The 26,441-nt window shown below is 40.7% G+C and carries 26 protein-coding genes and 1 other RNA gene; 6 read left to right on the top strand and 21 right to left on the bottom strand.

Features of this window, described 5'->3' with window-relative positions:
- Positions 1-31 precede the first annotated feature (31 nt).
- The gene (gene xylA, locus EBQ12_RS13905) at positions 32-1,369 is read right to left on the bottom strand and encodes a xylose isomerase (RefSeq protein WP_125590398.1); all 1,338 of its coding nucleotides are present in this window, start codon (positions 1,367-1,369) and stop codon (positions 32-34) included.
- 213 nt (positions 1,370-1,582) lie between these two features.
- Here xylA and xylR point away from each other — a divergent pair, with 213 nt between their 5' ends.
- Positions 1,583-2,743 (top strand): transcriptional repressor XylR, encoded by a 1,161-nt coding sequence (gene xylR / locus EBQ12_RS13900; protein WP_057079430.1) that lies wholly within the window; start codon positions 1,583-1,585, stop codon positions 2,741-2,743.
- Between the two features lie 46 nt (positions 2,744-2,789).
- Here xylR and EBQ12_RS13895 read toward each other — a convergent pair whose 3' ends face one another.
- From EBQ12_RS13895 to csaA, 3 genes are all read right to left on the bottom strand, one after another.
- Positions 2,790-4,397 (bottom strand): glycoside hydrolase family 43 protein, encoded by a 1,608-nt coding sequence (locus EBQ12_RS13895; RefSeq protein ID WP_125590396.1) that lies wholly within the window; start codon positions 4,395-4,397, stop codon positions 2,790-2,792.
- Positions 4,398-4,422: 25 nt separating this feature from the next.
- Positions 4,423-5,814: an MFS transporter gene (locus EBQ12_RS13890; protein ID WP_125590394.1), complete on the bottom strand. Its 1,392-nt coding sequence runs from the start codon at positions 5,812-5,814 to the stop codon at positions 4,423-4,425.
- Between the two features lie 517 nt (positions 5,815-6,331).
- Entirely contained in the window at positions 6,332-6,664 is a 333-nt protein-coding gene (csaA, locus tag EBQ12_RS13885) for a chaperone CsaA (RefSeq protein WP_125590392.1), read from the bottom strand.
- A gap of 264 nt (positions 6,665-6,928) precedes the next feature.
- On the opposite strand from csaA, the gene EBQ12_RS13880 reads away from it, so the two are divergent.
- Entirely contained in the window at positions 6,929-7,408 is a 480-nt protein-coding gene (locus tag EBQ12_RS13880; RefSeq protein WP_007500681.1) for a hypothetical protein, read from the top strand.
- On the opposite strand, the gene EBQ12_RS13875 is transcribed toward EBQ12_RS13880, so the two are convergent.
- The 7 genes from EBQ12_RS13875 to EBQ12_RS13845 form a co-directional block, all read right to left on the bottom strand.
- The gene (locus tag EBQ12_RS13875) at positions 7,405-9,030 is read right to left on the bottom strand and encodes a YndJ family protein (protein WP_125590390.1); all 1,626 of its coding nucleotides are present in this window, start codon (positions 9,028-9,030) and stop codon (positions 7,405-7,407) included. The genes EBQ12_RS13880 and EBQ12_RS13875 overlap by 4 nt on opposite strands.
- Entirely contained in the window at positions 9,023-9,628 is a 606-nt protein-coding gene (locus EBQ12_RS13870; RefSeq protein ID WP_125590388.1) for a DUF4166 domain-containing protein, read from the bottom strand. Before EBQ12_RS13870 ends, EBQ12_RS13875 begins: the two co-directional genes overlap by 8 nt.
- Entirely contained in the window at positions 9,591-10,472 is an 882-nt protein-coding gene (locus tag EBQ12_RS13865; protein WP_125590386.1) for a hypothetical protein, read from the bottom strand. The genes EBQ12_RS13870 and EBQ12_RS13865 overlap by 38 nt, the downstream gene beginning before the upstream one ends.
- 151 nt (positions 10,473-10,623) lie before the next feature.
- Positions 10,624-11,196, bottom strand: coding sequence for a TetR/AcrR family transcriptional regulator (locus tag EBQ12_RS13860; RefSeq protein ID WP_125590384.1), 573 nt, complete (start codon positions 11,194-11,196; stop codon positions 10,624-10,626).
- Positions 11,197-11,199: 3 nt separating this feature from the next.
- Positions 11,200-11,919, bottom strand: coding sequence for an MBL fold metallo-hydrolase (locus tag EBQ12_RS13855; protein ID WP_025207489.1), 720 nt, complete (start codon positions 11,917-11,919; stop codon positions 11,200-11,202).
- A gap of 38 nt (positions 11,920-11,957) precedes the next feature.
- Positions 11,958-12,434: a GyrI-like domain-containing protein gene (locus EBQ12_RS13850; RefSeq protein WP_125590382.1), complete on the bottom strand. Its 477-nt coding sequence runs from the start codon at positions 12,432-12,434 to the stop codon at positions 11,958-11,960.
- Positions 12,435-12,488: 54 nt separating this feature from the next.
- Positions 12,489-13,412, bottom strand: a complete 924-nt coding sequence (locus tag EBQ12_RS13845) for a helix-turn-helix transcriptional regulator (RefSeq protein WP_017359481.1) — start codon at positions 13,410-13,412, stop codon at positions 12,489-12,491.
- Positions 13,413-13,530: 118 nt separating this feature from the next.
- Here EBQ12_RS13845 and EBQ12_RS13840 point away from each other — a divergent pair, with 118 nt between their 5' ends.
- Positions 13,531-14,055 (top strand): CcdC protein domain-containing protein, encoded by a 525-nt coding sequence (locus EBQ12_RS13840; RefSeq protein WP_035391760.1) that lies wholly within the window; start codon positions 13,531-13,533, stop codon positions 14,053-14,055.
- Between the two features lie 35 nt (positions 14,056-14,090).
- Here the strand turns inward: EBQ12_RS13840 and czrA are convergent, their stop codons facing one another.
- Positions 14,091-14,420 (bottom strand): Zn(II)-responsive metalloregulatory transcriptional repressor CzrA, encoded by a 330-nt coding sequence (czrA, locus tag EBQ12_RS13835; protein WP_007500691.1) that lies wholly within the window; start codon positions 14,418-14,420, stop codon positions 14,091-14,093.
- Between the two features lie 187 nt (positions 14,421-14,607).
- On the opposite strand from czrA, the gene EBQ12_RS13830 reads away from it, so the two are divergent.
- Both EBQ12_RS13830 and EBQ12_RS13825 read left to right on the top strand, forming a co-directional pair.
- Positions 14,608-15,933, top strand: a complete 1,326-nt coding sequence (locus tag EBQ12_RS13830; protein WP_017359483.1) for an APC family permease — start codon at positions 14,608-14,610, stop codon at positions 15,931-15,933.
- 97 nt (positions 15,934-16,030) lie between these two features.
- Entirely contained in the window at positions 16,031-16,693 is a 663-nt protein-coding gene (locus EBQ12_RS13825; RefSeq protein ID WP_017359484.1) for a lysozyme family protein, read from the top strand.
- A gap of 36 nt (positions 16,694-16,729) precedes the next feature.
- Here the strand turns inward: EBQ12_RS13825 and prpB are convergent, their stop codons facing one another.
- From prpB to EBQ12_RS13805, 4 genes are all read right to left on the bottom strand, one after another.
- Positions 16,730-17,647, bottom strand: a complete 918-nt coding sequence (gene prpB, locus EBQ12_RS13820) for a methylisocitrate lyase (protein WP_039963936.1) — start codon at positions 17,645-17,647, stop codon at positions 16,730-16,732.
- Positions 17,648-17,659: 12 nt separating this feature from the next.
- On the bottom strand, positions 17,660-19,096 hold the full coding sequence (locus EBQ12_RS13815; RefSeq protein ID WP_125590380.1) for a bifunctional 2-methylcitrate dehydratase/aconitate hydratase: 1,437 nt from the start codon (positions 19,094-19,096) through the stop codon (positions 17,660-17,662).
- A gap of 2 nt (positions 19,097-19,098) precedes the next feature.
- Entirely contained in the window at positions 19,099-20,241 is a 1,143-nt protein-coding gene (gene mmgD, locus EBQ12_RS13810) for a citrate synthase (RefSeq protein WP_019743303.1), read from the bottom strand.
- Between the two features lie 167 nt (positions 20,242-20,408).
- Positions 20,409-20,948, bottom strand: coding sequence for a DUF420 domain-containing protein (locus EBQ12_RS13805; RefSeq protein ID WP_008346516.1), 540 nt, complete (start codon positions 20,946-20,948; stop codon positions 20,409-20,411).
- Positions 20,949-21,152: 204 nt separating this feature from the next.
- Here EBQ12_RS13805 and EBQ12_RS13800 point away from each other — a divergent pair, with 204 nt between their 5' ends.
- On the top strand, positions 21,153-21,659 hold the full coding sequence (locus EBQ12_RS13800) for a GNAT family protein (RefSeq protein WP_008346514.1): 507 nt from the start codon (positions 21,153-21,155) through the stop codon (positions 21,657-21,659).
- A gap of 152 nt (positions 21,660-21,811) precedes the next feature.
- On the opposite strand, the gene EBQ12_RS13795 is transcribed toward EBQ12_RS13800, so the two are convergent.
- The 5 genes from EBQ12_RS13795 to EBQ12_RS13775 form a co-directional block, all read right to left on the bottom strand.
- The gene (locus EBQ12_RS13795; RefSeq protein ID WP_007500712.1) at positions 21,812-22,603 is read right to left on the bottom strand and encodes a LysM peptidoglycan-binding and 3D domain-containing protein; all 792 of its coding nucleotides are present in this window, start codon (positions 22,601-22,603) and stop codon (positions 21,812-21,814) included.
- A gap of 256 nt (positions 22,604-22,859) precedes the next feature.
- Positions 22,860-24,641 carry a DNA helicase RecQ gene (gene recQ / locus EBQ12_RS13790; protein WP_125590378.1) on the bottom strand — a complete coding sequence of 594 codons (1,782 nt, stop codon included), beginning with the start codon at positions 24,639-24,641 and terminating at the stop codon, positions 22,860-22,862.
- 135 nt (positions 24,642-24,776) lie between these two features.
- A non-coding RNA gene (ssrS, locus tag EBQ12_RS13785) (6S RNA) lies at positions 24,777-24,962 on the bottom strand.
- 133 nt (positions 24,963-25,095) lie between these two features.
- Positions 25,096-25,596: a TraR/DksA family transcriptional regulator gene (locus EBQ12_RS13780; RefSeq protein WP_125590376.1), complete on the bottom strand. Its 501-nt coding sequence runs from the start codon at positions 25,594-25,596 to the stop codon at positions 25,096-25,098.
- Positions 25,597-25,685: 89 nt separating this feature from the next.
- Positions 25,686-26,333, bottom strand: coding sequence for an SDR family oxidoreductase (locus EBQ12_RS13775; RefSeq protein WP_024718581.1), 648 nt, complete (start codon positions 26,331-26,333; stop codon positions 25,686-25,688).
- Positions 26,334-26,441 lie beyond the last annotated feature (108 nt).

Raw genomic sequence — 26,441 nt, 5'->3', positions numbered from 1 at the left:
GTTCACTCCTTCAAAACATCCGCCCGCTCCATTAATCTTCTAACAAATATTGATTTAATCTGGCTTTCAGCTGTTCCTCTCTGCCAGATTCGTTTCTGATGAGCGGATGTTTCAGTGCATATTCTTCTAATGTATGAAAGTTTGCCGTTCCTTCTGAAATCTCCCGTCCAATTCCTTCAGAAAAACTGCGGTACCGGTGCTTGATCACATCTTCAAACACACGGTCTTCTATGAGTCTATGAGCCACCCGCAGCCCTTTTGCGAATGCATCCATCCCCGCAATATGGGCATACAGAAGATCTTCCAGTTCAAAGGAGGCTCTTCTGACTTTTGCATCAAAATTGAGACCGCCTGTTCCAAGTCCGCCATTTTGCAAAATTTCATACATGGCGAGTGTTGTGGCATATAAATCCGTTGGGAATTCATCAGTGTCCCAGCCTAGAAGGGAGTTTCCTTGGTTGGCATCAACGGAACCGAGCAGTCCATGAATTCTTGCTACACGCAGCTCATGCTCAAACGTATGACCCGCTAATGTCGCATGATTGGCCTCGATATTTAATTTAAAGTGTGTATCCAATCCATATTGTTTTAAAAAGGCGATTGATGTCGCTGCATCCGTATCATATTGATGAGTTGTCGGTTCCTTCGGCTTTGGCTCAATTAAAAATTGACCTGTAAATCCAATTTCTTTTGCATAATCGACCGCCATATGCAAAAAGGTCGCCAAATGGTCAAGCTCTCTTTTCATATCTGTATTCAGCAGTGTGTCGTAACCTTCTCGTCCTCCCCAGAAAACATAATTTTCTGCGCCGAGTTCCTTTGCTGTTTCGATGCCCTTTTTCACTTGTGCAGCTGCATAGGCAAATACATCTGCATGACAGGATGTCGCTGCACCGTGAACAAATCTTGGATGCTTAAACATATTAGCCGTGTTCCATAGAAGCCGAACCCCGCTTTGCTGCATGTAATCTTTCATTCTTTCTATGATGATGTCTAACTGCTGATTGGTCTCTTGAAGCGTGTCGCCCTCTGGTGCAATATCACGGTCATGGAATGAAAAATACGGAACATCCAATAGATCAAAGAGCTGAAAAGCCACTTCCAATCTAGCCTTCGCCAAATCCATTCCACTATAAGAATCCCAGGCCCTTTTCATCGTGCCAGTTCCAAACATGTCTGTTCCATCAGCAGTCAATGTATGCCAATAAGCGACGGAGAATCGCAGGTGATCTTTCATTGATTTTCCGCCAATCATTTCGCTCGGATCATAATATTTAAATGCGAATGGGTTCTTTGAATGTTTTCCTTCATATTGAATGTTGCCAATCCCTTGTAAACGACTTAACGAAGTCATATTTGATTTGACCATAAGTGATTCCCCCTATATATTCACTTAGTAAGTTGATTCAACAAACAAATGAACGAGTTGACCAACTAATCTCTTTGAATTTTCCATATTTTTTAGTTTTTTAGAAATATTTTCGTTATAATAAAGTGAAAAGCATGTTTTATAGAGAATGAACTCGACAAAAAATGGCTTTTCTTCACTTAATCTAAAGACGAAACAAATGGAGTGGATACAATGGATATTGCGGATCAGAACTTTGTGAAAAAAATAAATCAAAAGCTATTGCTAAACGAAATTCTGCACCATGCACCAATTTCCAGAGCAAAATTATCTGAACGCACTGGGTTAAATAAATCGACCGTTTCTTCTCAAGTGAGTACATTAATGAAAGAACATCTTGTTTATGAAATCGGTCAAGGCGAATCTAGCGGCGGAAGAAGACCCGTGCTTCTCATGTTTAATAAACGTGCAGGTTACTCTATCGGCATTGATGTCGGTGTTGATTATGTCAACGGCATTTTAACAGACCTTGAAGGGTCGATGATTCATAATGAGCAGCTCAAGCTCCCATCCAGCACACCTGATGTGACCGTCCGTATTTTAATTGAATTGATTCAGCAGTTACGTTCACACATTCCTTCTTCTCCATACGGGCTGATTGGTATAGGGATTTGTATACCTGGTCTGGTCGATGCAGATGAACAAATTGTGTTTACGCCTCATTCAAAATGGAAAAATGTCGATCTAAAAACAAGTCTCCAAGACACATTCCAAGTACCGGTTTTTATCGAGAATGAAGCAAATGCCGGTGCGTACGGTGAAAAAATCTTTGGTGCTGCTAAACATTATGACCATCTGATCTATGCAAGTATCGGCACTGGTATTGGAATAGGCATCATTATCAATCATCATTTATATAGAGGTACAAACGGTTTTTCTGGTGAAATGGGACATATGACGATCGACTTTAATGGACCGACATGTAGCTGCGGAAATCGTGGTTGCTGGGAACTGTATGCATCTGAGAAAGCACTGTTCCAATCGCTCCAAACAGATGGTCAGCCATTCACCTATCAAGATATTGAGCGGCTGGCGAAGTTAAATGATATGAAAACACTCAATGCCTTGCGTAACTTTGGCTTTTACATTGGGGTAGGTCTCACAAACGTTCTGCATACCTTCAACCCACAAGCCGTTATTTTACGAAACAAGGTCATTGAATCTGAGCAGGCCGTTCTAAGTGTCATTCAAGATGAAGTATCCTCTAGAATGGATGCACAATTCAGCTCACGGGTGGAGCTGCTTCCTTCATCATTAGGACAAAACGCACCAGCCTTAGGGATGACATCTCTTGTCACTGAAGCTTTTTTGCGTGATGTCACGCCTTCACCATGATGGAATACATGTTAAAGAGAGACAGCCTTTAGAGTGTTGTCTTTTTTTATTCAGTTGTTTCTTCGTATCGAAAATACTTAAAATCGGCAGGCAGACGTTCACCGCTTGTGTCTTGGCACTGCATTCCAACAAAAGCCCCTGTAAAGAACCCCCCTCCTCGAATAAAATCATCTGACAAATGGGTCGATTCAAGCGGTACATCTATTTTTTCCCACTCTTGTTGATCAAAAGAATAAGAATACGTGTACGTCTCTCTCTGAACGGTCACTTTTAAATACACATACGGAATCTCGTCTGGAATGATGATTTTTTTAATTAGCGGCTGAGAAAAGGCCAGATTTTCACACACAGATAATTCAAGGATACGGCCAAGCGCCTCGTCATAAGTCACCTGAAGTGCAGTCCAATTTTCCGTATTATAATAATTCACAAGACCTGCCGCTTGCTGAAAGTTTTCCGGAAAGAAGGAAACCGCTGTCTCTGCTTCAAAATAAAAGCTTTGCCAGCGCCTCGCAACAAACGCTTGTGTAAATTTAGACGTTAAAGATTCCTGCCCATACAGCCTTAAATGATGTGGGTTTTCTGTCACTGAACCAATCTGATCCGTAAATGGGATTCTTAATGTTTGAAAATGTCTATTTAACGATGAATCTTTAAATTCATCGACTATGTGATAGGTTGGAGAGAACTCTTTTACGCTCATCGCAGGCGCTTCAACCTCTAGAAGCCCCTCTTTTCCGCCTACCACATACGGCCAGCCATCTTTCCATTCAAGCTTTTGTATGGCTGTCTCTCTTCCTAAAGGACACCAGCCTCTTTGCTGAAAAATGGATTCCTTACTTGAATGAATTGGGCGGCCAGTCAGATGAGCCAAATACCATTCATTTGTATGCGTTTGTACAATGGAAGCATGCCCGCATTTTTGTAGTGGATGGCTAGGCGCATGAAAAGCCGTTAAAATTGGGTTGTCAGGATGAACCTCATACGGCCCATCAATACGCGAGGAACGGGCGATTGTGGCTGCATGTTCGTAACGTGTTCCCCCTTCAGCTGTTAATAAATAATAGACATCATTGATGTAATAAAGATGCGGGGCTTCTGTCAGTTTGATTGGCGTGCCTTTAAAAATGACCTTCCGCTCACCGACCAGTTTTTTTTCAGATACACTATATTCCTGTAAGGCTATACCTGCAAAAGAATGATGTTTTTCTCGATGGTCCCACAGCATATTCAACACGTATTTCTTTCCGCTTGGATCATGGAACAAGGAAGGATCAAACCCAGAACTATTGAGCCGAACCGGATCGCTCCACTCACCATCTACTGCATCAGCTGTGACCAAATAATTATGACCATCCTTAAACGGACCATCTACTACTTTAATATCTGAATAGATGAGCCAAAACTGACCATCCGCATAACTTAAACACGGCGCCCATACCCCGCCGGAATCAGGATTTCCTTTCATATCGAGTTGAGAAGTTTTTTGCAAGGGACGCGCGGCGAGCCGCCAGTGGACGAGATCCTTCGAGTGATAAATTTGCACCCCCGGGAACCATTCAAATGTAGAAACCGCCATGTAATAATCCTCTCCCGCACGGCAAATACTTGGGTCAGGGTTAAACCCTTTTAGCACTGGATTGGTAATGTTCATTGAATTTCCTCCTCTTTTGCTGACACTACATTTTAAAATCGTCGATGTGATCGACATATACTTTATCCCTGTTCTCAAGCTCTCTCACAACTTGTTTATGTTTTTCTTCATCAAGGTTATAAAAGTGAATATCAATCATCGCTAACACAAGTAAGCAGGCAGGGATAACGGTTGTGGTGATTAAAATGCCCAGCAATGCTTCTGGTGTTTGCACTTGGTTTGCTATATAACCAAATCGATCAAGGACAAGTCCTGGAACGATGCCACCTAATGCCATACCAAATTTAAAGAAGAAGCCAATCACTGCGTAGATCAATCCACCCATTCTTTTTCCTGTTTTATATTCACCGTATTCTACAGTTTCAGGAATAAGCGCCCACATGTAAGCGCCAGCCGTAATACTCCCAGCTGCAGCGACTAGCCTGAAAAGAAGAATGAGCACAATTTGACTCGGCGGTATCACAAGTAAAGCAAGAAGACCAACGATATTCAGCAAAAGTGAATAATTCAGCAGCCTTTTCTTTCCTAACAGTTTGTGCAACTTAGGTATAAACGGCAGCACCATTAAAGCTGGCAGACTGCCAATCAGGCCGTACCACTTCACTAAATCTTCTCTGCCGAGGTTATACGTCACATAATAGATCCCGACTGAGTTGCTGATCGAGTTCACACCAAAGATAATGATAAAGAAAATGCTTAACACAACAAGCGGACGATTCACTCGTAACTGGACAAAGAGATCACTGAACTTGATCTTTTCCTCTGGCTTTTGAAGCGTGACGCGCTCATTCGTACTTTTAAAACAGAAAATCAGTAATCCGCCCCCAAGTACGCCGAGAAATGCCATCGTGATCTGCCAGCCAAGTGCTGTATTTCCTGTTGTATCACTCAAAAACGTCGCAAGAAACGGAACAAAAAAAGCAACAACTAAACCACCGAGATTTGCAAAAAGCATACGAACAGACGTAATACTGACGACCTCTTGGTTATTTCTTGTCATTGCGGAAGTTAAAGCACCATAAGGAACATTGATGAACGTGTATGTAAGCGATAAACCAACATACGTGATGTACGCATAAATGAGTTTTCCCATTTCGGAAAAATCCGGTGTCGTAAAACAAAGAATGGCAAGAACGGCAAATGGTAACGCACCAAATAACAAATAAGGTCTAAACCGGCCAAAACGGCTGTTCGTTCGGTCAACCATCGCCCCAATAAACGGATCTGCAAGCGCATCGATGGCCCGAACCACCAAAAACATCGTCCCTGCTGCTGCTGCTGATAATCCATACACATCCGTATAAAAAAATAATAGATACGTAGAGACAGTTGCATAAATTAAATTACATGCGAAATCTCCTGAAGCATACCCCACTTTTTCAGACATACGAATCTCCTTTAAATTCTCACTCACCATGAGTTTTCTCCCTTCTTCACTTAGCCTCTTCTAACGGACAGATGGTGCAGGGCAGCAGCAATCAATAGGTCGAAAATAAAGCGCTTTCAATTCGTTGTAAAAATGAAGCTGAACAGCTCTTTCTTTCAGCTTAGCCCACATAGCAGCAAATCATGTGCTTTAAACAATAGATCAATAGATGATCGACATCTTAGTTTATCGATTAAACAAACTAAGATGAATTCATTTTATAAAATATGATCTGACTTTTCAATATTTTTTGAAAAAATAATCCAAATAATTGATTTCTTGTCATTTTTTCTATGATATGAGGAGATGAACCTTCTTTTTATCTTCCAAAAACAAAGAGAACTCAAATAATGGTTGCATTCATACCAATCCCATGCTATATTAATCAAGCGATGAGCTGAATTGTGTAAGTCGGGTAACATGTCTCTTTGAGACACACACGAATGTGGCGTGTGGTTATTCCGCCTCAATACGCAAAAGACATCTTCTGATGAAGATGTCTTTTTTCTTACCCTATTTTGGTGCCATTTTCAACCAGCTCATCGGTGGCAAGCAGGACAACGTCTTCTTTTGACGGCATGCCTCCTAAGACAAGCACCTCTGATTTAAACCCGGCAATTCTTCTTGGCGGGAAATTGACCACTGCAATAATTTGTTTCCCAGTGAGATTCTCAGCCTGATATCGTTTTGTCAGCTGTGCACTAGATTGTTTTATGCCAATCTCATCCCCAAAGTCAATCTTCAGCTTGAAAGCAGGCACTCTTGCTTCTGCAAAAAATGCTGCTTCTACTATCGTCCCAACACGAATGTCTAACCCTAAAAACTGTTCAATATCTGCCATTAGAATCTCTCTCCCTTTCAATCTTTCATAAAAAAGGTCACATTTTTCTTCTGCTAGATGACCACTTGTCTTCCACTAATTTCTTAATTGTAGCACACCCTACTCTTCTAAAAGAAAGGGTTAAAAAGACTATTGATTGAAATTTTTTAGTTTACATAATCATTTTATAGTAGTCTATTAAATATTTGCATCATGAAAATGAATTCGGTAAAATGGCAAATAATCCTACTGCTTCCTCTCGAATATTTCAGGGAGGGTTAACACTTGTTTACATTATCAGATATGTGGACGTTTTGCTGGTCGTTTTTCGTCATTCTTCCTATCGTTGCCATCTTGCATCAGCTGGGCCATATTGTAGTCGCCTGGCTGTTTGGAGCAAAGGTTTCGTTTGCGCTTGGCCGAGGCAAAAAAGTATTGAAAATAGGCGTCGTTGAAATAAGAAGAATCTATTTTCTAGATGCTTTTTGCCATTATGAAGAAATGAGGAGAAATAACCGTTTCTCACACATTCTTGTCTACTTAGGCGGATCATTATGCAACCTGCTCAGTGTTCTCATATTGAACACAATGATCGCCAACGATTTCCTGCCAGAGCATCAATTTTTCTATCAATTTGCTTACTTCTCAGTCTACTATGTATTTTTTGCTTTACTGCCAGTACAGTATGCAGATCATCATCCGAGTGATGGGCAAGCGATTGTGAACATCATTCGTCACGGTGAACCATGCGACATCATTGATTAAGATGAGTGGCTTTCACTGTCGATTTGATACTGAATCGTTAAAAAAGGAATACCGAATAGCTTCATTTGATGAATTGCTGTGAGACTTTTTTCCGTCTCCGGTTTCATATGAAAGCTTTCTTCCATTGGCAGTTTCATGGTGATGAAAGACGTATGCAAATACAATCCTTCATCACCCGTACTGCCTTTTGGACTTTTACTTTTTAATAGAAAATCTTCCTTTTCATTCAAAGGTTTTAAAATAGCCGTAAGCTGTGAAAAAGGAAGCGGCAAAGCAATATTCATATAGACTGTCTCTTCATCATGGTGCTGAGCATAGAGCGCATAAAAGACTTGCTCGCCTTTCTCATTGCGCCTGATCCACACACGTACATTCTTCCTTTCTTCAAGAGGATGTTGAAATCTTGAAAGACTCCCCGGCATTTCATATGGCATTCGTGATGACCCTAAATAGAGCTGTCCTATTTGTCTAAAAACAGGTTGAAGCAAAAAGACAAACGGCCTTACCCACCAATGAAAACAGACGGCTGCTTTTAACGTAAAGGACATCGGGTCTTCATAAAATCTGCGAATAACAGGTGACACACACTCTGCTGAAAATGCCTTTCCATTTAATTGGTCAAGAGAATCGACTAAACCAATCTTCTCATCATGCTGCATGTCGTCATGTTGAAAAGACATGATCTGAAAACGACCGTGAACTCTCGATACCGGAAAATCCTTCTGTTTCAATCGATCAGCTGGTCTTTCAATCAACCATCCAATGAGGCCTGGTAAAATAACCAAACTTGCATTGATACTGCCATGAAACCAAATCATTTGATCCATGCTGATGTAGGTAACATGTAAAAGCATTCCGGCAGAATAAAGGAATGATAGGACGATGGTTCCCATTAACATGATGCTAGAAAACACAACGAACCCTTTTGCGACAGTTGAACGAAAAGAAGTTGTCATACATAAAATTCCATACAAATAAAGTGCGATCACATAAAGAACGACGCTGAACGTATCAAACAGGCGAGAATAGCTGATTCCCACAGCAATCATCACTGGCGACAGTAAAATAATCCAGCCGCCCACTTTGTATAGCGTCGTCTCTTTTTTCCGCTGCCTTCCTAATAAGCCATAAAAGATTGGGATAAAAAAAGCCGAATAATGAAAATGAATAGCGGTCAAAAGAACAATCATCGGTGAAAATGTCATCACTTGTATATCTGCTATGTACAGCCAGAACCAAAGCCCACCTAGAGCGATATACATACATGCGCCATCGATCATCAGCTCATGAAGCGGATGGGCCCCTCTTTTCAGCAAACGGGTGAAACCAAATAAAGCCAGAATCATTGTAAAGAAAAGCCATCCCAATGCAAGCCAAAGAGAGTGAAAGATGAATGCGCCTGTTGCACATAGAGCTGCTACTGGAAAGGCTTTCATTATGAAGCCGATCAGCCCCTTCTGCTGCCGTTTCTTCTCTTCCTGATAAAAGAAGTGTAAGAAAGCGGGAAGAAAAAATAAAATCGCAATCAAAACAAAAAATTCTGGTATGAGAGCTGTCGTCAAACGTGTAACGAGAAAGCAGGACAGCAACATGATGCTACACATCAAATGCCATTTATTCATTAGGTGACACCCTTTCCGTAAACCGGCCCTTATACGTAAAAAGAGTGCCAAAAAGGCGATTTTTCACTTGAACATCAATCGTATACTCACCTGCACGCTCATCGTACCCTTCTGTTACATCAGATTCACCATAAAGCCAAGAAGGGAGCGGCCACTCCCGCCCAAACAGCAAAAACTTTTGCTTACCTGATTGAATGTGCAAGAATCCTTTTTCCGTGACTGTAAAATGAAGCTCTGACACAAGAAGCCTAGGTTTTCCAAAGTAGTCTAGTACTTGATGGCTCTTCTGATCAATGATCATATCTGCATCAAAATGTCTTTCCTTGTCAGGAAAATAGAACGTTCGAAACCAGTGCATCCCTTCTTCTCCCTTACTTGTCATAAAAGGCTTGTTCACAATTTGGAAGGGAATATTTCGCCCTCTTTCAGGAAAAAAACAGCGAAACAATGGACCGACTTTGAATAACAATCGGATGAGCTTTGTCCCGCCTCCTATTTCCTCCATGATGCCTTCGGCCGTAAACGCGCGGTTATAACGTTCTTTTAATGCTGGATGCAGCTTATCGTAGTCCTTTACTTGATGATGATGAACGACCATGTCTACCTCCCCTTTTTCGTTTGATCGAAAACACATCTACACAATCTTTTAAATTGATCATTCCTGCAACGGATAAAATGAAAAATGCACTCAGCACCAGCGGCTCGTGCAGAGTCGTTTCTGGCGATAAAATTCCTATACCAAGCATCAGTAGCAGAAAGATGCTTTGAAGGATGAATATATATTTCTTTGGCAGTTTAGGCATGAGCCATGATACACCTAATAGCGCATAAAACAATCGAAATCCGGTGCTATGATCAAAAGCAGAAGGTGAAAAAGGAATGATCGCTTGACATAACCAGACGATAGCAAACAACAAACAAATGCCATAATGGGCAAGTGTTCTCTCTAGCAGCAACCGGGGATGCGTGCCCTTTTCAAGCCACGTCTTTAATGCGCCAAAGCTAAAGGCAGTCATAAACCCCATCATTGGCCGAAAAAAGAAACGGTCTGCCCAATTCCACCCTTTTCCTTCCTTTGTTTCATAATCAAATTGGGTTTGAAACACAATTTGATCATTCGTTTTCATGTATTTCCAATACCCTCCGCCTTCTTTTATGAAAGACAAAGGATGTGATGATTTAAATTGAAGTGAGGATGCTCTTTCATGACGCTCATCCTTCACGCTCGTTCGATATGCTCCTGTCCCAGTTACACTAATGCCGAATCCAAGGTGTTTCTCATACAAAAAGGATTGGGGTTGTTCATCTCTAGGTCCATTTAATGAAATGGTTGAAAATCGCAAATCCCATTGTTCATGAAGCTTTGGATTTTGCGTATACTCCCATACTTTTTCAATAGGTGCTTGAATGGTTGTTTCCACATAAACAGGCTTTCTTTTCATCTGCCTCTACTCCTCTATGTGAATTATTTCACATAATAAGCATACCATGTTTCACAAAACTGTCAAATCTTTATTGGTTTTTTGCCCAAAAAATGTTTTGATTTGTTTACATCTCCTTCATCATATCGGTTCGATACATAAAAAAGACCTGTCAATGAGACAGATCTTCTTGCTCTTTGATGCCTGCAATATAAAGACGGACCGCATAGCTCACACTATCTTCAAGCTGTTCTTTCCGTTGAAATCCTTTTTTGTTTGAAATATCTCCAAAGCCGTGCAGTAAGCTTCTAAGCCCTCTGACGACATGCGTCATGTCCTCTTCTTTTACACCAAAACGAGACATGATGGATTGGACAAAATCAGCAAGATTCTCTGCAGCCACACTGACTTCTTTTTCATTCATATGTGAAAAAGCAGCCTCATAAAGACCGGGATGCTGACGAACAAATTGAACATATTGTCTTGCAAATGCTAAAACAGCGTCTTCTTTTTCCAGCCCCGCTGTAACTTGTTTGCCGGCCTCACAAAGCATTGTCAGCCCCTTAACAGCAAGAGCTGCCTGTATTTCATGAAGACCGGATATATGGTTGTAAAGAGATGGTGGTCTGATGTTAAGCCGTTTGGACAATGTAGCAATGGTCAAAGCGGAAAAGCCCTCTTCATCGACAAATTCGACGGCAGATTCAACAATTTTTTCTTGTGTGATACCCATTCTTGGAGACATGGCTTACTGTCCTCCCTTTTGTAGCTGATGCTTCCTTTTTTCGATAGCAGCTCTGAGCTTTGCCTCAGGCTCTATGATAAGATCACCATGTCCTGCTGCGAGACAAGACAAGCGAAGTGCCAGTAATTTTTCAGCGCTTTTTAGTGCTGTTTCTGCATCCCAAGTGGCAAAAGCCGGGAATGGGAAGGTGAAGCGAAACTCACCCGTTACAAATAAACCGCCTTTTGTCACAACTGCATCACCCGCAATGACAACCCCTGACTTTTCATCGTATAAAGAGATGCTTCCTGGTGTATGTCCTGGTGTGGCAATGACTTTAAGTGACCCAATCTCGTCCCCTTCTTCAACAAGCACGTCTGGTTTTGTGAGAATGTCTTTTGAAAAACTGCCTTTGACTTTTTTCTTCGGTTCACCAGGAAGTAAAGAGAAATCGCCAGCAAACAGGCGAGCATCTCGTTTCGATAAATAAACAACTGCCTCTGGAAAAGCCTTTTTCACTTCATCTAGTGCGCCAATATGATCCATATGACTATGAGTCAGAATAATTTTGTTAATGGGTTTGTTTAATTGATGTGCAAATTCAATGATCGAGCTTGCTGCCATTTTCAAAGCTGCATCAATTAAGATGAGTTCATTCTCTTCCTCAAATACATAACAATTTACCGGAAAAATACGTGGCATGAGTGTAAGCTGGTGCAAACGGTCAAATGTTGTCAATCTCATCTTGTTTTCCCCCTAAAACTAATGTCGTTAGTTTTATATTAACTAATATCATTAGTTTTAGCAACTATTTTTTCGTCGACTGCTATATAAATATCAATTTGTGCTTCTTTTGGATCAATCGATCGTTCGTCGTACCATTCAAAATCGCCAGTATATGTTCGCAAGTAACGCTGATCCCAGCTCCAAATCTGCTGCCATGTTTCAAACACAACCTCTTCAATCGGGCCCTTTCTCGTTTGAAATCTTGCGTAGGTGGAGCCTGGAATCTCTTTTGCATCTTGTGCTAGCTGCTGGTCAACCAATTGCCCCGCTGTGAACAAATAAGCGCCATTTTCATCCTTTTCATAATCTGAATACAGCCCTATGACTGGCGCATGTCCTCCGCGAAGCTGCTGCGTGAAAAATTGCTGCCAAAGCGGAGCAATCTTCCGCTCGTTTGTTTGCTCCATTTCATTTGTTGTTCGAACAGATAATCCCTTGACCCATTGTTTCTGTAAAATCACGATATCGTACATACATTCTCATCTCCTTTTTTTCCATCATATAAAAAGAAACCTGACAACATTGTGTCAAGTTCCTTTTGGTTTTTGAAATTGTTTCAACTTGAGATCAAATGCTTCCCGAACGGATAGCGGAGAGACAATGTCGACATCTGGCCCTAAATAAAAAAGAAAGCTATATAACCAATCATCCTGAGGCAACGTGATTGTGGCAAGATACGTACCATCTGCACATACGGTGAATTCATTTTCATCTATCCATTCCTTCACTTTACCAACAGAATCTTCAGTCAACCTGAGCGTTAGTGTACTGACGGAAGGTTCTTCGTGCCAAGAATCATTCCAAGGCTTGTCTTCATTTTTTATTCGTTTAGGAAGAAAAGATACTGAATGCGTGATAAGGTCTGACATTCTTTTGAGTTTAAACAGACGAAACGCTTTTTTCACGCAGCAATACGCATACAAATACCAGTGTCTTCCTTTTAAGACAAGTGTATAAGGCTCTACTTTTCTAGGAAGTGTTTCGCCTTTTGCATTGCGATAGGTGAACTGGATATATTGATGCGCTGAGGCAGCGGTATGAATGAGCTGGAGCTTCTTTTCTAAATAGCTGTCTTTCCCCCAAGAGCTTAAATCAATAAAGACATGTTGCTGTTTCTCATTTTGAGGCGGAATCAGGGATTTCATTTTCTTTAGAACATGTTCACTTTCTTTAAAGGTGTATGCACTCGTAATGCTTTCAAGAGCTGTTAAAATCAGTTCAATATCATCATCGGTGAATAATTTTTTCTCTAGACGATAGTCGTCAACGAGTGAAATTCCACCCCCTGCACCTTGTTTTGTGACAACTGGAATCCCCGCTTGATTAATCGTATCAATGTCACGGTATATGGTTCTTACGCTCACTTCATGTAGTTCAGCGAGGTCTTTCGCCTGTACTTGCCGTTTGCTAATTAGTATCATCACAATGGACAAAATGCGATCGATTTTCATGACTTTTCCTCTTTTTCATAAATATAGGTTTTGATTTGATAAAAAAAGAAAGAATGGTAATGATAAGTAACAGCCAGCATTCGTTTACATCCCTGCCTGTGCAGGAGGAGGTTGCATCATGACACATCACGTATGGCAGTTGTTCATGATCGGGATCGTCATGCTCGTCTGGATCATCATTCGAATGAATCGAATGAGACGCTATCAGCTTGTGCGCCCGGTAAATCTTTTCATGAGAATGTATGTATTTAGTCTCACTGCCCTTATTCTCTTATCAGAAGGATGGCAAAATCACAGTATTTTTATCTATGCCGTCATTGGCATGATCTTCGGGAGCAGTCTCGCCGTTCACGCCTATCAGACGATTCAGATGAAATTAGAAAATGGCCGGCTGTATATGAAAACAAGTAAATGGATTGAAAGCTTTATTTTATGTTTGTTTTTATCTAGGCTTGCATTTAAATCGGTCAATCTGACAACACATGCGATCACCAAAATGGATATCGTTGAATTGTATCAGCATATTGTCAGCGATGATGCGTTGACAATACTCAGCTTTTTCCTTCTAGCGGCTTACTATATTGTGTTTTCTTATCAAATGATGAAAGCAAATAAACGATCAACCCAAGTACATCATGCATAAAAAACCTTCCTATATAAAAGTAGGAAGGTTTTTTCTCAATCATGCTGTGCATGGTGTATCATTTGTTCAAGCACTTCCATCACATGCTGATCTTCAGGACTGTAAAAAATCGAGGTCCCTGCTCGTCTAGATTTCACGAGACGAAGATTTTTTAAAAAGCGCAGCTGATGAGATACGGTTGATTGCATAAGGTTTAGTGTTTCTGCTATATCATTTACTGAATGTTCACCTTGAGACAGCAAATGCAGAATACGAATACGCGTCGGATCAGATAAGGCTTTAAATGTTTGGGAGACAAGAAATAGACTTTCTTCGTCCAGCTCCATCCGTTCCTGTTCTTGATTTGTATTCAGTTCTTCCTTCATTTCGCTTCACCTTTCTTGTCAGTCAACTCACGACTTATTCTATGTATCATCATATACCAAAACGTGTAGCATGCAAAGCTTCCACACCTTTTGAAAAAAGATTTATTCAAATAGCATTGACACGTGGTAGCATTCTTTTTAAAATGAGCATTATTTATACATTTTTTTAGAGGAGCTGATAGGCAAATTGACTGAAGAGCCAAGACTAAAACGCAGCCTGACTGTTTTTCCGCTTGTTGTGATCGGGCTTGCTTATATGGACCCACTTGTCGTATTTGATTCATACGGCATTGTTGCTCAGCTGACGAAAGGACACGTTGCTGCAGCTTATATCTTTACTTTACTGGCATTACTATTGACAGCGCTTAGCTATGGGAATATGGTGAAGGCTTTTCCAAAAGCAGGATCTGCATATACATACGCGCAAAAAAGTATTCATCCTCACGTCGGCTTCCTTGTAGGCTGGACACTATTGCTGGACTATTTATTTTTGCCTATGGTGAATTTTGCAATCGGAAGTGCATATTTAACCGCAGCCTTTCCTGATGTACCTCATTACATTTGGATCATCATACTTGCTATCGCCATAACGACTGTCAATGTAATCGGTATACGTCTTACAGCCAACATTACAGCGCTATTTGTGACCTTTCAGGTGATTGTCGCTGTTACATTTGTTGGGTTTATTATTTATGGGCTCACGCAGCATGCAGGCACGGGAGAGATACTGTCAACCCGCCCGTTTTATTCAGCAAGCTTAGATCCCGCCCTTATTTTTTCCGGCGCGACGATTTTATGTTTTTCTTTTCTAGGATTTGATGCGATTTCGACTATGTCTGAGGAAACAATTAAGCCAAAAAGAACGATTCCTCTCGCCATATTTTTAACGGTCGCCATTGGAGGTGTGCTGTTTACCCTCACCTCTTATTTTTTACAGCAGGTGTTTCCAAATTTTCAACAGTTCAAGCATCCAGATGCGGCATCACTTGAAATTGCGGAATTTGTGGGCGGCGCGTTTCTCCACTCATTCTTTTTAGCCGGCACCATGGTCGCTGTCATCTCTTCCTCCCTATCATCACATGCGAGTGCCGCAAGACTCTTGTATGCGATGGGAAGAGATCAATCATTACCAAAGCGTTTCTTCGGTTATATTCACCCAACATTGAAAACGCCTGTATTTAATATTTTATTAATTGGTGTTTTCTCGTTAACCGCAGTTGTTGGTGAGCTTGAGGTCATTTACTCGTTTATCAGCTTCGGGGCATTAATTGGATTTACGTTTGTTAACTTGTCTGTTTTCGCTTACTATTTCATCAAACAAAAACAAAGAGGTGTATTAAACACACTGAGGTATGCCATCATCCCTCTTTGCGGAACGGCTTTTTGTATTTGGCTCTTAACAAGCATCAGTACAAATGCATTAATCATCGGCATGGTGTGGCTCATGATCGGTTTTGTTTATTTCTGCTATAGACTGAAAACAAGAACAGAATTTACGTTTGGCTATGATTGAATATAAGGTTTTCACTTGGTATCCTGTGCAGGATATGGCATAATATAAAGGCTGTACTTCCCTTTTAAAAGCGGGGCAAAACAGGGGTGAACTGACCTTGAAAAAGAAAAAAACAGGATGTTTTGCCATTTCAGGCTGTTTCACGATTTTTCTGTTTGTTTGCGTATTAGCGGCCATTGTCATTTCCTTTAATCAAAAGGAGTTAAAAAAGCTGCCGATTGATACGGAATCAATTGTTTTGTCGAGATTGGATGATTACAAACCGCTTGTAGAAACAGAGTTAAGAGATCAAGATTTAGATCAATATACCGCGTTAATTCTCGGTATGATGTATCAAGAATCAAAAGGCAGAGGCGGAGATCCAATGCAGTCCTCTGAATCTCTTGGTTTGAAACGAAATGAAATCAATGACCCTCAGAAAAGCATTAAACAAGGAGTCCATCATTTTTCAACCATGTACAAGCATGGGAAGAAAAAAGGCGTTGATTTGGAAACCATTATTCAAAGCTATAACATGGGAATCGGCTATATTGATTTTGTTGCAAAAAACGGGGGAAAACATTCCGAAAAATTGGCAAAGCAATACTCCAAAAAGCAAGTGAAGCGAAACCCTGAAGTCTATACATGCGGGGGCGACAAAGATAACTTCCGCTATCCGTATTGCTACGGTGATTTCACTTATGCTGAAAAAGTAAAAGAAAAAACGAAAACAGTTGAAGAAAAGATGAAATTGGCTTCATCATCCACACCATCATCGTAAAAAAAAAGCACTTCCTAAACGGAAGTGCTTTTCATTTTATGAATGCTCTTTCCCGATTTCCGGCAGGATCGTTTTGGCTAAATGCTGATCCATTTCTTCATATTCATCATAATGAATCGTTTCATATAGCTCTTTTCTCGTTTGCATGTCCTCCAGCATTCCCTGCTGCGTCCCCTTTTCTTTAATCTCTGTAAATAAACGCTCATACGCTTTTGCAGCAACTCTCAGGGATGACACTGGATAAATCACCATTTGAAAGCCAAACATAGAAAATTCGTCTGCATGATAATAAGGTGTTTTTCCAAACTCCGTCATGTTTGCAAGAAGCGGCCCTTTTATATTATTTGAAGCATACGTGAAATCTTCTGCTGTGATCAGCGCCTCAGGAAAAATGGCATCTGCTCCTGCTTCTAGATAGAGATTAGCCCGGTGAATCACATCCTCCATCCCGTTTACTGACTTCGCATCCGTTCTTGCGATGACGAGAAGTGTAGGTGCCGCTTGTTTGATCGCTTTGATTTTCGCCATCATGTCTTCTACAGAAACGAGTGATTTTCCGTTTAAATGTCCGCATTTCTTCGGCATTTGCTGATCTTCAATTTGAACAGCCGCTACCTTGCTCTCAACCATTTCTTTTGCTGCCCTGGCTGCATTTAATACCCCGCCATAGCCAGTATCCATATCAACCAAAAGAGGCAGCTGAGAAGCTCGAATGATTTCTTTTGCCTTTTCCGCCATTTCAGTGGAATGAATCATACCGAGGTCAGGAAGCCCTTTGCTTGCGCAAAAAGCGGCACCCGATAAATAAAGCCCTTGAAATCCCATTTTCCTCGCATAGAGCGCAGACATTCCATCGTGAACGCCTGGAATTTGAAATAAAGCGGATTTGTGCATTTGCTCTTTAAAAGCTGCGGCTAAGTCAGCTTGATTTACTTCATCATTCACGATCCACACACTAGCTCCCCCTTATATGACAAATAAATCCATAAATGCTGGTACTGTCGTTGTTTTTAATTGATTTGGATTTTGACAAAGTGAAACAATTTGATCGACTTGTTTTTGTGAAAATCTCGTTTTCAAATGATATGCCCATTTCTTTTCAAGCAGCGGGATCCCTTCCTGCCTTCTTCTGCGATGACCAAGCGGATATTCAATTTCGATTCGATCTGTCATCGTACCGTCTTTAAAGAAAATTTGAACACAGTTTGCAATTGATCTCTTTTTCGGATCTAAATAGTCTTCTGTATACCGTTTATCTTCTTTCACGATCATTTGATCACGCAAACGGTCAATGAGCGGATTCTGCGCCGTCTCTTCTTCATAATGATCAGCGGTCAGCTCACCATAGATTAACCCAATGGCTGTAATATACTGCAAGCAATGGTCGCGGTCTGCCGGGTTGTAAAGCGGTCCTTTTTTATCAATAATTCGAATGGCTGATTCATGTGTCGTAATCTCTATCCTGTCAATCTCATCTAAACGGTCTTTTACCGCGTCATGTAGAATGACAGCGGCCTCAGCGGCAGTTTGCGCATGAAATTCTGCTGGATAAGCAATTTTAAAGAGTACATTTTCGATCACATATGACCCGAGCGGCTGGGCAAGTGTGAGTGGTTTTCCTTTCATTAACACATCTTCAAACCCCCACTTTTCTGCACTGAGGGGCGTTTGATAGCCCATTTCTCCTTTCAATGTCATCATCGCTAGTCTCACTGCACGGCTTGTTGCATCCCCTGCTGCCCATGATTTCCTCGATCCTGTGTTTGGGGCGTGGCGGTACGTTCTAAGCGGTGAATTGTCCACAAATGCTTGTGATAATACATGCTGTACATCTTCTTTCGTTCCGCCAAGCATTGCACAAACGACTGCACTTGATGCCACCTTGACAAAAAGAACATGATCCAAGCCATTTCGATTCAAACAATTTTCTAAAGCAAGCACACCTTGTATTTCATGTGCCTTTACAATCGCATGCAGTACGTCATTCATCGAAAGCGGTTCTTCTCCGTTTGCAAGGCGTGTTCTGCTGATATAATCGCTTACAGCCAATATCCCGCCCAGGTTATCTGATGGATGGCCCCACTCCTGTGCAAGCCACGTGTCATTATAATCTAACCAGCGAATCATACAGCCAATATCAAAAGCCGCTTGAACAGGATCTAACACAAATGAAGTGCCGGGCACTCTTGCTCCGTTAGGGACAACAGTTCCAGGTACGATGGGTCCAAGATGCTTCGTGCATTCTGGAAAGTTGAGCGCCAGCATTCCGCAGCCGAGTGTATCCATGAGTACATACCGAGCTGTTTCAATGGCCTCTTTGCTCGTAATTTCTCCATCCACGGCATAGGCTGCGATATCTGCTAATAGTTGATCTGTTTGATTGGCTACTGCTGTTTTATTCATCTTCATTCCCCCGTTTTTCCATCATCATTTGAGACTTTTAATCCTCTTGGTCCTAAATACCTTACTCTCGGTCTAAAAATCCGATTGTGTGAATGCTGCTCGATGACATGCGCTGCTAATCCGCTTGCTCTCGCAGCAAAAAAAATCGGTGTATAAAGTGAAATAGGAATACCGAGCACGTAATAAATAGGTGCTGCGTAATAATCAAGGTTTGGATAGAGGTTTTTCTTTTCTTTCATGTATGCCTCGCCTGCGACGCACATGTCATAAAGCGTCGTGTCTCCTTTTGATTCGGTAAGCGTTTTCAACGATCGTTTTAAAAGTGCCGCTCTTGGGTCCATTTTTCTCATATATACCCGGTGTCCAAAGCCCATCATTTTTTCTTTTGCGGCTAATTTACGTTCGATGAGCGCAAGGAAACCTTCTGTTGTTTTGCCTTCGAGCAGCATGTGCATGACTGCTTCGTTTGCGCCTCCGTGTAAGTCACCTTTTAATGAAGAAATCGCTCCAGTAAAAGCACCATACATGTCAGAATGAGTAGATGCAATGACTCTTGCTGCAAATGTTGAATTCGGCAGCTCATGCTCACTATAAAGCGTGAGTGTTTGGTCAAATGCTTTGATTTCGTCTTGTGCCGGAGTGCGGCCTGTTAACATCGCTAGAAAGTTTTCAGTGTAGGATTTGGTCTGGTCTGGAGTAGGTGTGGTGTCTTGTGTGAGAATATGATAGCTTCCCGCAACAATCGCTGGCAGCTGGCCAAGTAATCGAACGGCACGCGCTTGTTGGCATGCTTCTGATCGATCATTCAGTTGTTCATCGTACCCTGCAAGAGCAGATAAACACGTTCTCATGGCATCCATTGGGTGAGTGGTTTTTGGCAGTTTTGTCAAAATGGTTTGAATGGTTGGATGTAAGCTTGTTTGTGAGGAAATATCTTGCTGAAATTGGTGATATTCCATTGCATCTGGTAATCTTCCATAAATGAGCAGATAGGCTGTTTCTAAGTACGTCTTGCTTTGTGCCAGCTCGATGAGGTCATAACCGCGAATCACAATTTCTTCTTGCTGGACATCTAGGAACGAAATTGACGTTTCGCTTGCCACAATGTCTTCAAGCCCCGGTTTGTACTGCAATTGTTCAGTCATCATATAACCCCCGTTTCGTTCAATTGTGTTCTCCAAACGAGCAAACGGCCAGACATGATGTGATTCTATAGGTGGGAAGATACCGTGCAAGTCGGATACCCAATTCCCATTTTATCCAAAGCAATTCATCTTGTAAATAAAAGAACGTATGTCCAAATGGACATACGTTAGCTGTAGTATGGAGAAATCATGATATATACGATGACACCTGTTAGACTGACATAGAGCCAAAGAGGCATGGTCCATCTGGCAATTTTACGATGACGTTCGACTTGCATTTGTGCGCCTCTAAAGAGAGTGATCAGTGCAAGCGGTACAATGACGGCAGATAAGACGATATGTGTGATGAGAATAAAGAAGTAAATCGGACGAATGATTCCTTCTCCCCCGAAGTGTGTATCAGCTGCCATTGAATGATACGTCACATACGAAATTAAAAAGACAAGTGTTGTTGAAAAAGCCGCAAAGATAAATCGTCTATGGGCTTTAATGTTCTTTTGTTTAATCATAATGAGCGCTGAAAGTAAAAAGATAAACGTAAAACTGTTCATCACGGCATTCAGTAACGGCAGAAATGTAATATCCAGATGACTAAATTTATCTGTTTTTGGCATGAAAAATAATAAAGCAATTAAGCCGTTTATGGCAATTGTTAAAAAGACAACAATGCCGGTGAAATTTTTCGGTTTTTGATTCTGTTCGTTCATGTTTGAAAACCTCTCTTTATTAGTTCCGACTAAGAGTATGTTATTTAACTTTCTCTCTAAAGTCAATGAATTCGCTGTCTTCGTCGAATTTTAGACAAACTTGCCGATTGCCTGCCTTCTAGCGGCTTGAAAGATCCACTCACTTCCTTTAGAATGGGAATTTGTGTGGTTTTTATCAACTCTTCTATGAAAGGAGCAATAGACTTGTCAATCTTACAGGAAACAACAAAAGATGTGAAGACATTAGAGCAAGAATTACAGCAGTTGCAGTTCCAAATGTATCGAATGCAAGAAAATATAAAAGATATTTCAAAAAAAGCAAAGATTATTGGCATTGATCAAGCGAAGGAAGATGAATGGATGATCGTCTCTGCAATTGAGAATGCAGATACGTGCAAAATCATGTTAAGCGATTGCGAAAAAGCTTTTCGCGGACAATCTGATTTTTCCTTGATCGCGGAATATCCTGAAGAAGGAAAGATTCACATTGCCGATATTAAAGGCCCGCCTGATAATGGCTATGGATCAATTTGTATGAAGCATTTAAAAGAAATCGCAAGAGAGCAAAACATTCCAGTCATTACTGGGGATCTCGTCAAAAGAGATTGGAACCATGTGGACCGCCTGATTCATTTTTATGAAAAACACCATTTTGATGTCCAAATTAATTGGAAAGAGCAAAGCGGAGAAATTTATTGGGTGGACAGCTAACGACACAAAAACCAGCGTTGAGATGGGCTTATACGCTGGTTTTTGTCGAAAATGCGAATTTTTCAGAAAAATATGTGTATTTCCGGCCAAAAAAAGGTATAATAAAAGCATCAGGCCGCCACCTGATGCTTTCTTCCAAAAACAATAGACTACTAGTTAAGTACTTTCACTTTGACTGATTTTACGCCCCAATTTTTAGCTTGGGATTTGCTTGGTACGTGTACATCAATTTTGTTACCTTTAATTGCGCCGCCAGTATCTGCTGCGATGGCTTCACCGTAGCCTTCAACATAAACCTTACTTCCTAATGGAATGACATTAGGATCTACTGCGATTACTTTTGCATTTGGGTTTTTGTTTAAGTTTACCCCTGTTGCAGTGATACCTGAGATGCCACCATCATTTGCTGTATAAGCCGTAGCCGTTACAGTCATTTCTTTTTGAACACTTTGACTAGCAGAAGATGATTCTGCTTTAGCTGTTTCCTTTTTAGGAGCAGCTTTTTTCGTTGTTTGCTCTTTTTGGACAGGTGCCTGTTTTTGAACAGGTTCTGAGCTTACCGGAGCTGAGCTTTGACCAGCAACACTTAATGTTGAACCAATCATAATTATATCTGAGTTTAAGTTATTCCAAGACTTAATATCGCTAATTGACACATTGAATTTTTGAGCGATTTTCCAGAGGCTGTCCCCCTTCTGGACTTTGTACTGCTCCTGAGTTTTCTCTTTTGAAGAGATTGTCAATTTATCTCCTACATAGATCATGTCTGTAGATAAATTGTTCCAACCCTTTAGGTCCTTTAGAGACACATCATTTTTTTGAGAGATTCCCCAAAGTGTATCACCTTTCTGTACAGTGATTTCCTTTGCAGAAGCTTGCTGTGCTCCTAATGCTGTTGTTGAGATTGCTGCAACAGCAACCAAGGACATAATAGTCTTCTTCATAAAGTAAATCCTCCCTTGTTAGCTTTTTATGGCGGCTAACGAGTGCTATCGTAACATATGTAAATGTCATTTCAATAACAAAACGATATGTTTTAGATTACAGTTCCTTTACATGAAACATCTCTCTCCATTGGTAAATCAGCCCACTAAATGGCTCAATTCCGCATCATATCAAGGTTTTGTAGGGATGGAAATCATCATGATGAAAACGCGTCCAAGTGAAACGAAAAAAATTTATTTTCCTTCTTCAAACTCTTTATTTTTTCTCTTTTTCTATAAATAAACGAATTTCTTCTAAAAAAACATCTCCATATTTCTCTCTTTTTTGTGCACCGACACCTTTAATATTTAAAAGTTCTTCTTCTGTTTTAGGCTCTACTGCTGACATTTCCTTCAATGTTTGATCAGAAAAGACAACAAATGGCGGAACGCCCTGCTCTCTTGCCAACTTCATTCTGACCATTCTTAACTGCTCAAATAAAGCATCATTTTCTTGAATAGCCTCTGCCTTTATCGCCTGCTTTTTATAGACGGTCTCCTGCCCCACTAGCACTTTCTTTCCTTTTTGTGTCACTTTTAGTGTTGGAAAAGCTCCTTCAGACATGCGTAAATACTCTTCTGTAATTAAAAATTCAATGAAATCACTGATATGTTGGGCTGAATGCTGTTTCATTAAAGCATAGGTAGGAAGCTGGTCGAAACCAAAATCAAGCACTTTTTTGTTTTTAGAGCCGGCTAATACTTGAGCAATCATCATTTTTCCGAATCGTTCGTTCATTCTAACGGTACACGACAAAACCATTTGTGCTTCTCTCGTGACGTCTTCACGCTCTCTCTCGTCTAGACAGTTGCTGCATTTTTGACAAGGGGCACTTGATGATTGGTCAAAGTAATCCATCACAAATTGCTGAAGGCACTGTTCCGTATGACAGTAGTCTACCATTTGTCTCAACTTGAGCAATTCATGCTGATACCGCAATTCATCTTCTGTTGATTGTTCAATGAGAAAGCGCTGCACGCGTACGCCTTGCGGTGAAAACAGTAAAATGCATTCACTTTCAAGCCCGTCTCTCCCGGCACGTCCTGCTTCTTGGTAGTAACTTTCAATATCTCTTGGAATTTGATGATGAATGACAAAACGTACATTAGACTTATTAATCCCCATACCAAATGCAGATGTAGCTACCATTACTTGAATATCATCATTTAAAAAAAGATTTTGCTGTTCTTCTCTCACTTCATCATCTAATCCTCCGTGATAAACACCCGCTTTGATCTTTTGCTTTTTTAGACGATGATAAATTTGATCTGCTTCTTTTCGTGTGGCTGTATAAATAATGCCTGACTCAAGACTGTTTTTCTTCATATATTGTGTGATGAATTGGTCGCTGTTTTGCCCTTTCACCACTTGAAAAGACAAATTTTCTCTAGCAAAACCAGTAAAGATTGTTTCTTCTTCGTCCATGCCAAGTTGCTCACATATATCCTGTTGAACCTTCTTTGTAGCAGTGGCTGTTAATGCTACAATAACAGGCCTTTTTGAAAGCTTATTTACACATTCTTGTATAAAGCGATAGCTCGGTCTAAAATCATGTCCCCACTCAGATATACAGTGCGCTTCATCAATAGCCATTAAAGGAATCGTCAATCGATCAAGCAGCTGAAAAAAACGTTCATTTTGTAAGCGTTCAGGGGTGATATAAAGCAAATCATACTCCCCCTGTTCACATTTTTTCAGCCTTGTATTCATTTCACCTGCTGAAAGTGTACTATTTAAAAAGGACGATCGTATTCCCATCTCATTTAACGCATCAACCTGATCTTTCATTAAAGAAATAAGCGGAGATACAACGATTGTCGTTCCTTCCATCATAAGGGCAGGAATCTGGTAGCAAACCGATTTACCTCCGCCTGTCGGCATAATGCAGACCGTATCCTTCCGTTTATTCACAATCGATTCAATGGCTTGTTTTTGTCCTTGTCTAAAAGCATCAAAGCCATAATATTGTTTAAGAAGTGCTTCTGCTTGTTGTAACATCCAATTCCCTCTCCGTCGTTTGTTTTGTCTATTTTAACATACATTTGTACATCCACATTCGGTCTGTTCAAAATCGTATTTTGGACAAAATAAAAAGCCATTTTCCAAAAATGGAAAATGGCTTGAATCATCCTAGGAAAAGCTGCGGATGCCGTAATCTAAGTAAGAAAGTTTTAAACCACCACTCCTCAAAGTGGGTGTTTGCAGAAACGTTCCTGTCTTCCTCTCGAAGGAGGCGTGACATTCCGGCTTCAATATAAAACTCCCTATTACAGCTTAAAGGTTAAAACTTAATTAACATTACGCGCATCGCAGCCTTTAAACTATACTACACGAAAGTTTATTAAATTTCAAGATATGTTTTTTCTAAAAAAATACTCATGTATACAAGATTTTTGTCCATGTAGACGTGGGAAAACATTATGTTGAGAAAACATAAATTCCTCTCATCATGTTATTTTTCCTCATCTACATCAACATCTTGCTCTTCTTCTAGCCTTTCATACGTATCTGAATGTAATTGATCCATTGTTTCTCTATTTGTTAAATCACGCATTTGCTCAGAGAACGAACGGTCAAAATCATTTGGATCTTGATTGGTTTCTTCATTTTTCTTTGCATCAATTGAATAACGAGTATAGGGTACTGCTTTCAAACGTTCATATGGAATGTCTTTTCCTGTTTTTTCACAAATTCCATATGTTCCGTCTTCCATCCGCTTAAGCGCCGCATCAATTTCACCTTCGATCTGATCATCGACTTGATCCAGCGTCTGTTCGGTCATGCGATCTAAATAGATGCTTCCGTGATCTGCGATATGGTTTCCAACACCATTTGAAATCTCATTCGATTCGACCAGCATGGATTCTTCTTTCTTTTTTGATCCTTTCACATCTTCTTTTAATTGAATAAGTCTTTCATATAAATCAGCTTTTTGCTCTTTCGTTAAGCTCACGGTCAATCACTCCTTTCTCTTTACCTTCCCGCTCCATGTGAAATGAAAACATCAAAAAAGCCGCCGCCTTTGGCAGCAGCTTTCTTCATTTAAAGATTACGAAGTGCTTCTTCTACTGGTATATCACCTTTGATTAAGTCAAAGGCTTTATTTTTCACATTGGATTCCGTTAAGCTTTCCACTAAGACAGTGGCTACATCTTCTCTTGAAATCTCAATGTCACGATCGTCTGGAATATGAGCAGCCGCTTCTATTTTCCCTGTCTTCTCCTCATGCAGCAGTGCTCCTGGCCGCACAATGGTGTAAGAAAGACCAGACTGTTTTAAATGTTCATCGGCTTTTCTTTTCGCTTCATAATAAAGCTCCATACTGCCTTGTCCTTTTCCTTGATGAGGATCGTCGGCATTATAAGAACTCAGCATCACAAAATGCTGAATATTTTCTTTTTTGGCTGTATCAACGAGGCGTTTTGCCCCCTCTTGATCAACAGCGATGGTTTTATCTGCACCTGTTTTTGAGCCTGAACCAGCTGCAAAGATGACAGCTTCTGCTTGCTTCACAGCATCTGTCACATCCTTTTCAAGATCACCGATGACAGGCGCTGCACCAAGTTCTTTTAGTGCATCTGCTTGTTTTTCATCTCGAATGAGAGCAAGCGGCTCATGTCCTTTTTCTTTTAAATATCGAATGACAAGTCTCCCTGTATGTCCGTTTGCTCCAGCAACTAATACTTTCATTGTTTATTCTCCTTTCTGTATCTGTTTCATCTTTATCCTTTTTTGATGTGATTCAAACACACGAATAGAAAAAAGCCTTCCCCACTGTGATGGGAAAAGCTCAAGGGA

The organism is Bacillus sp. 2B09 (genome assembly GCF_003946835.1).
Lineage (GTDB): Bacteria > Bacillota > Bacilli > Bacillales > Bacillaceae > Bacillus > Bacillus altitudinis.
This window is presented reverse-complemented; position numbering and strand designations above follow the sequence as displayed.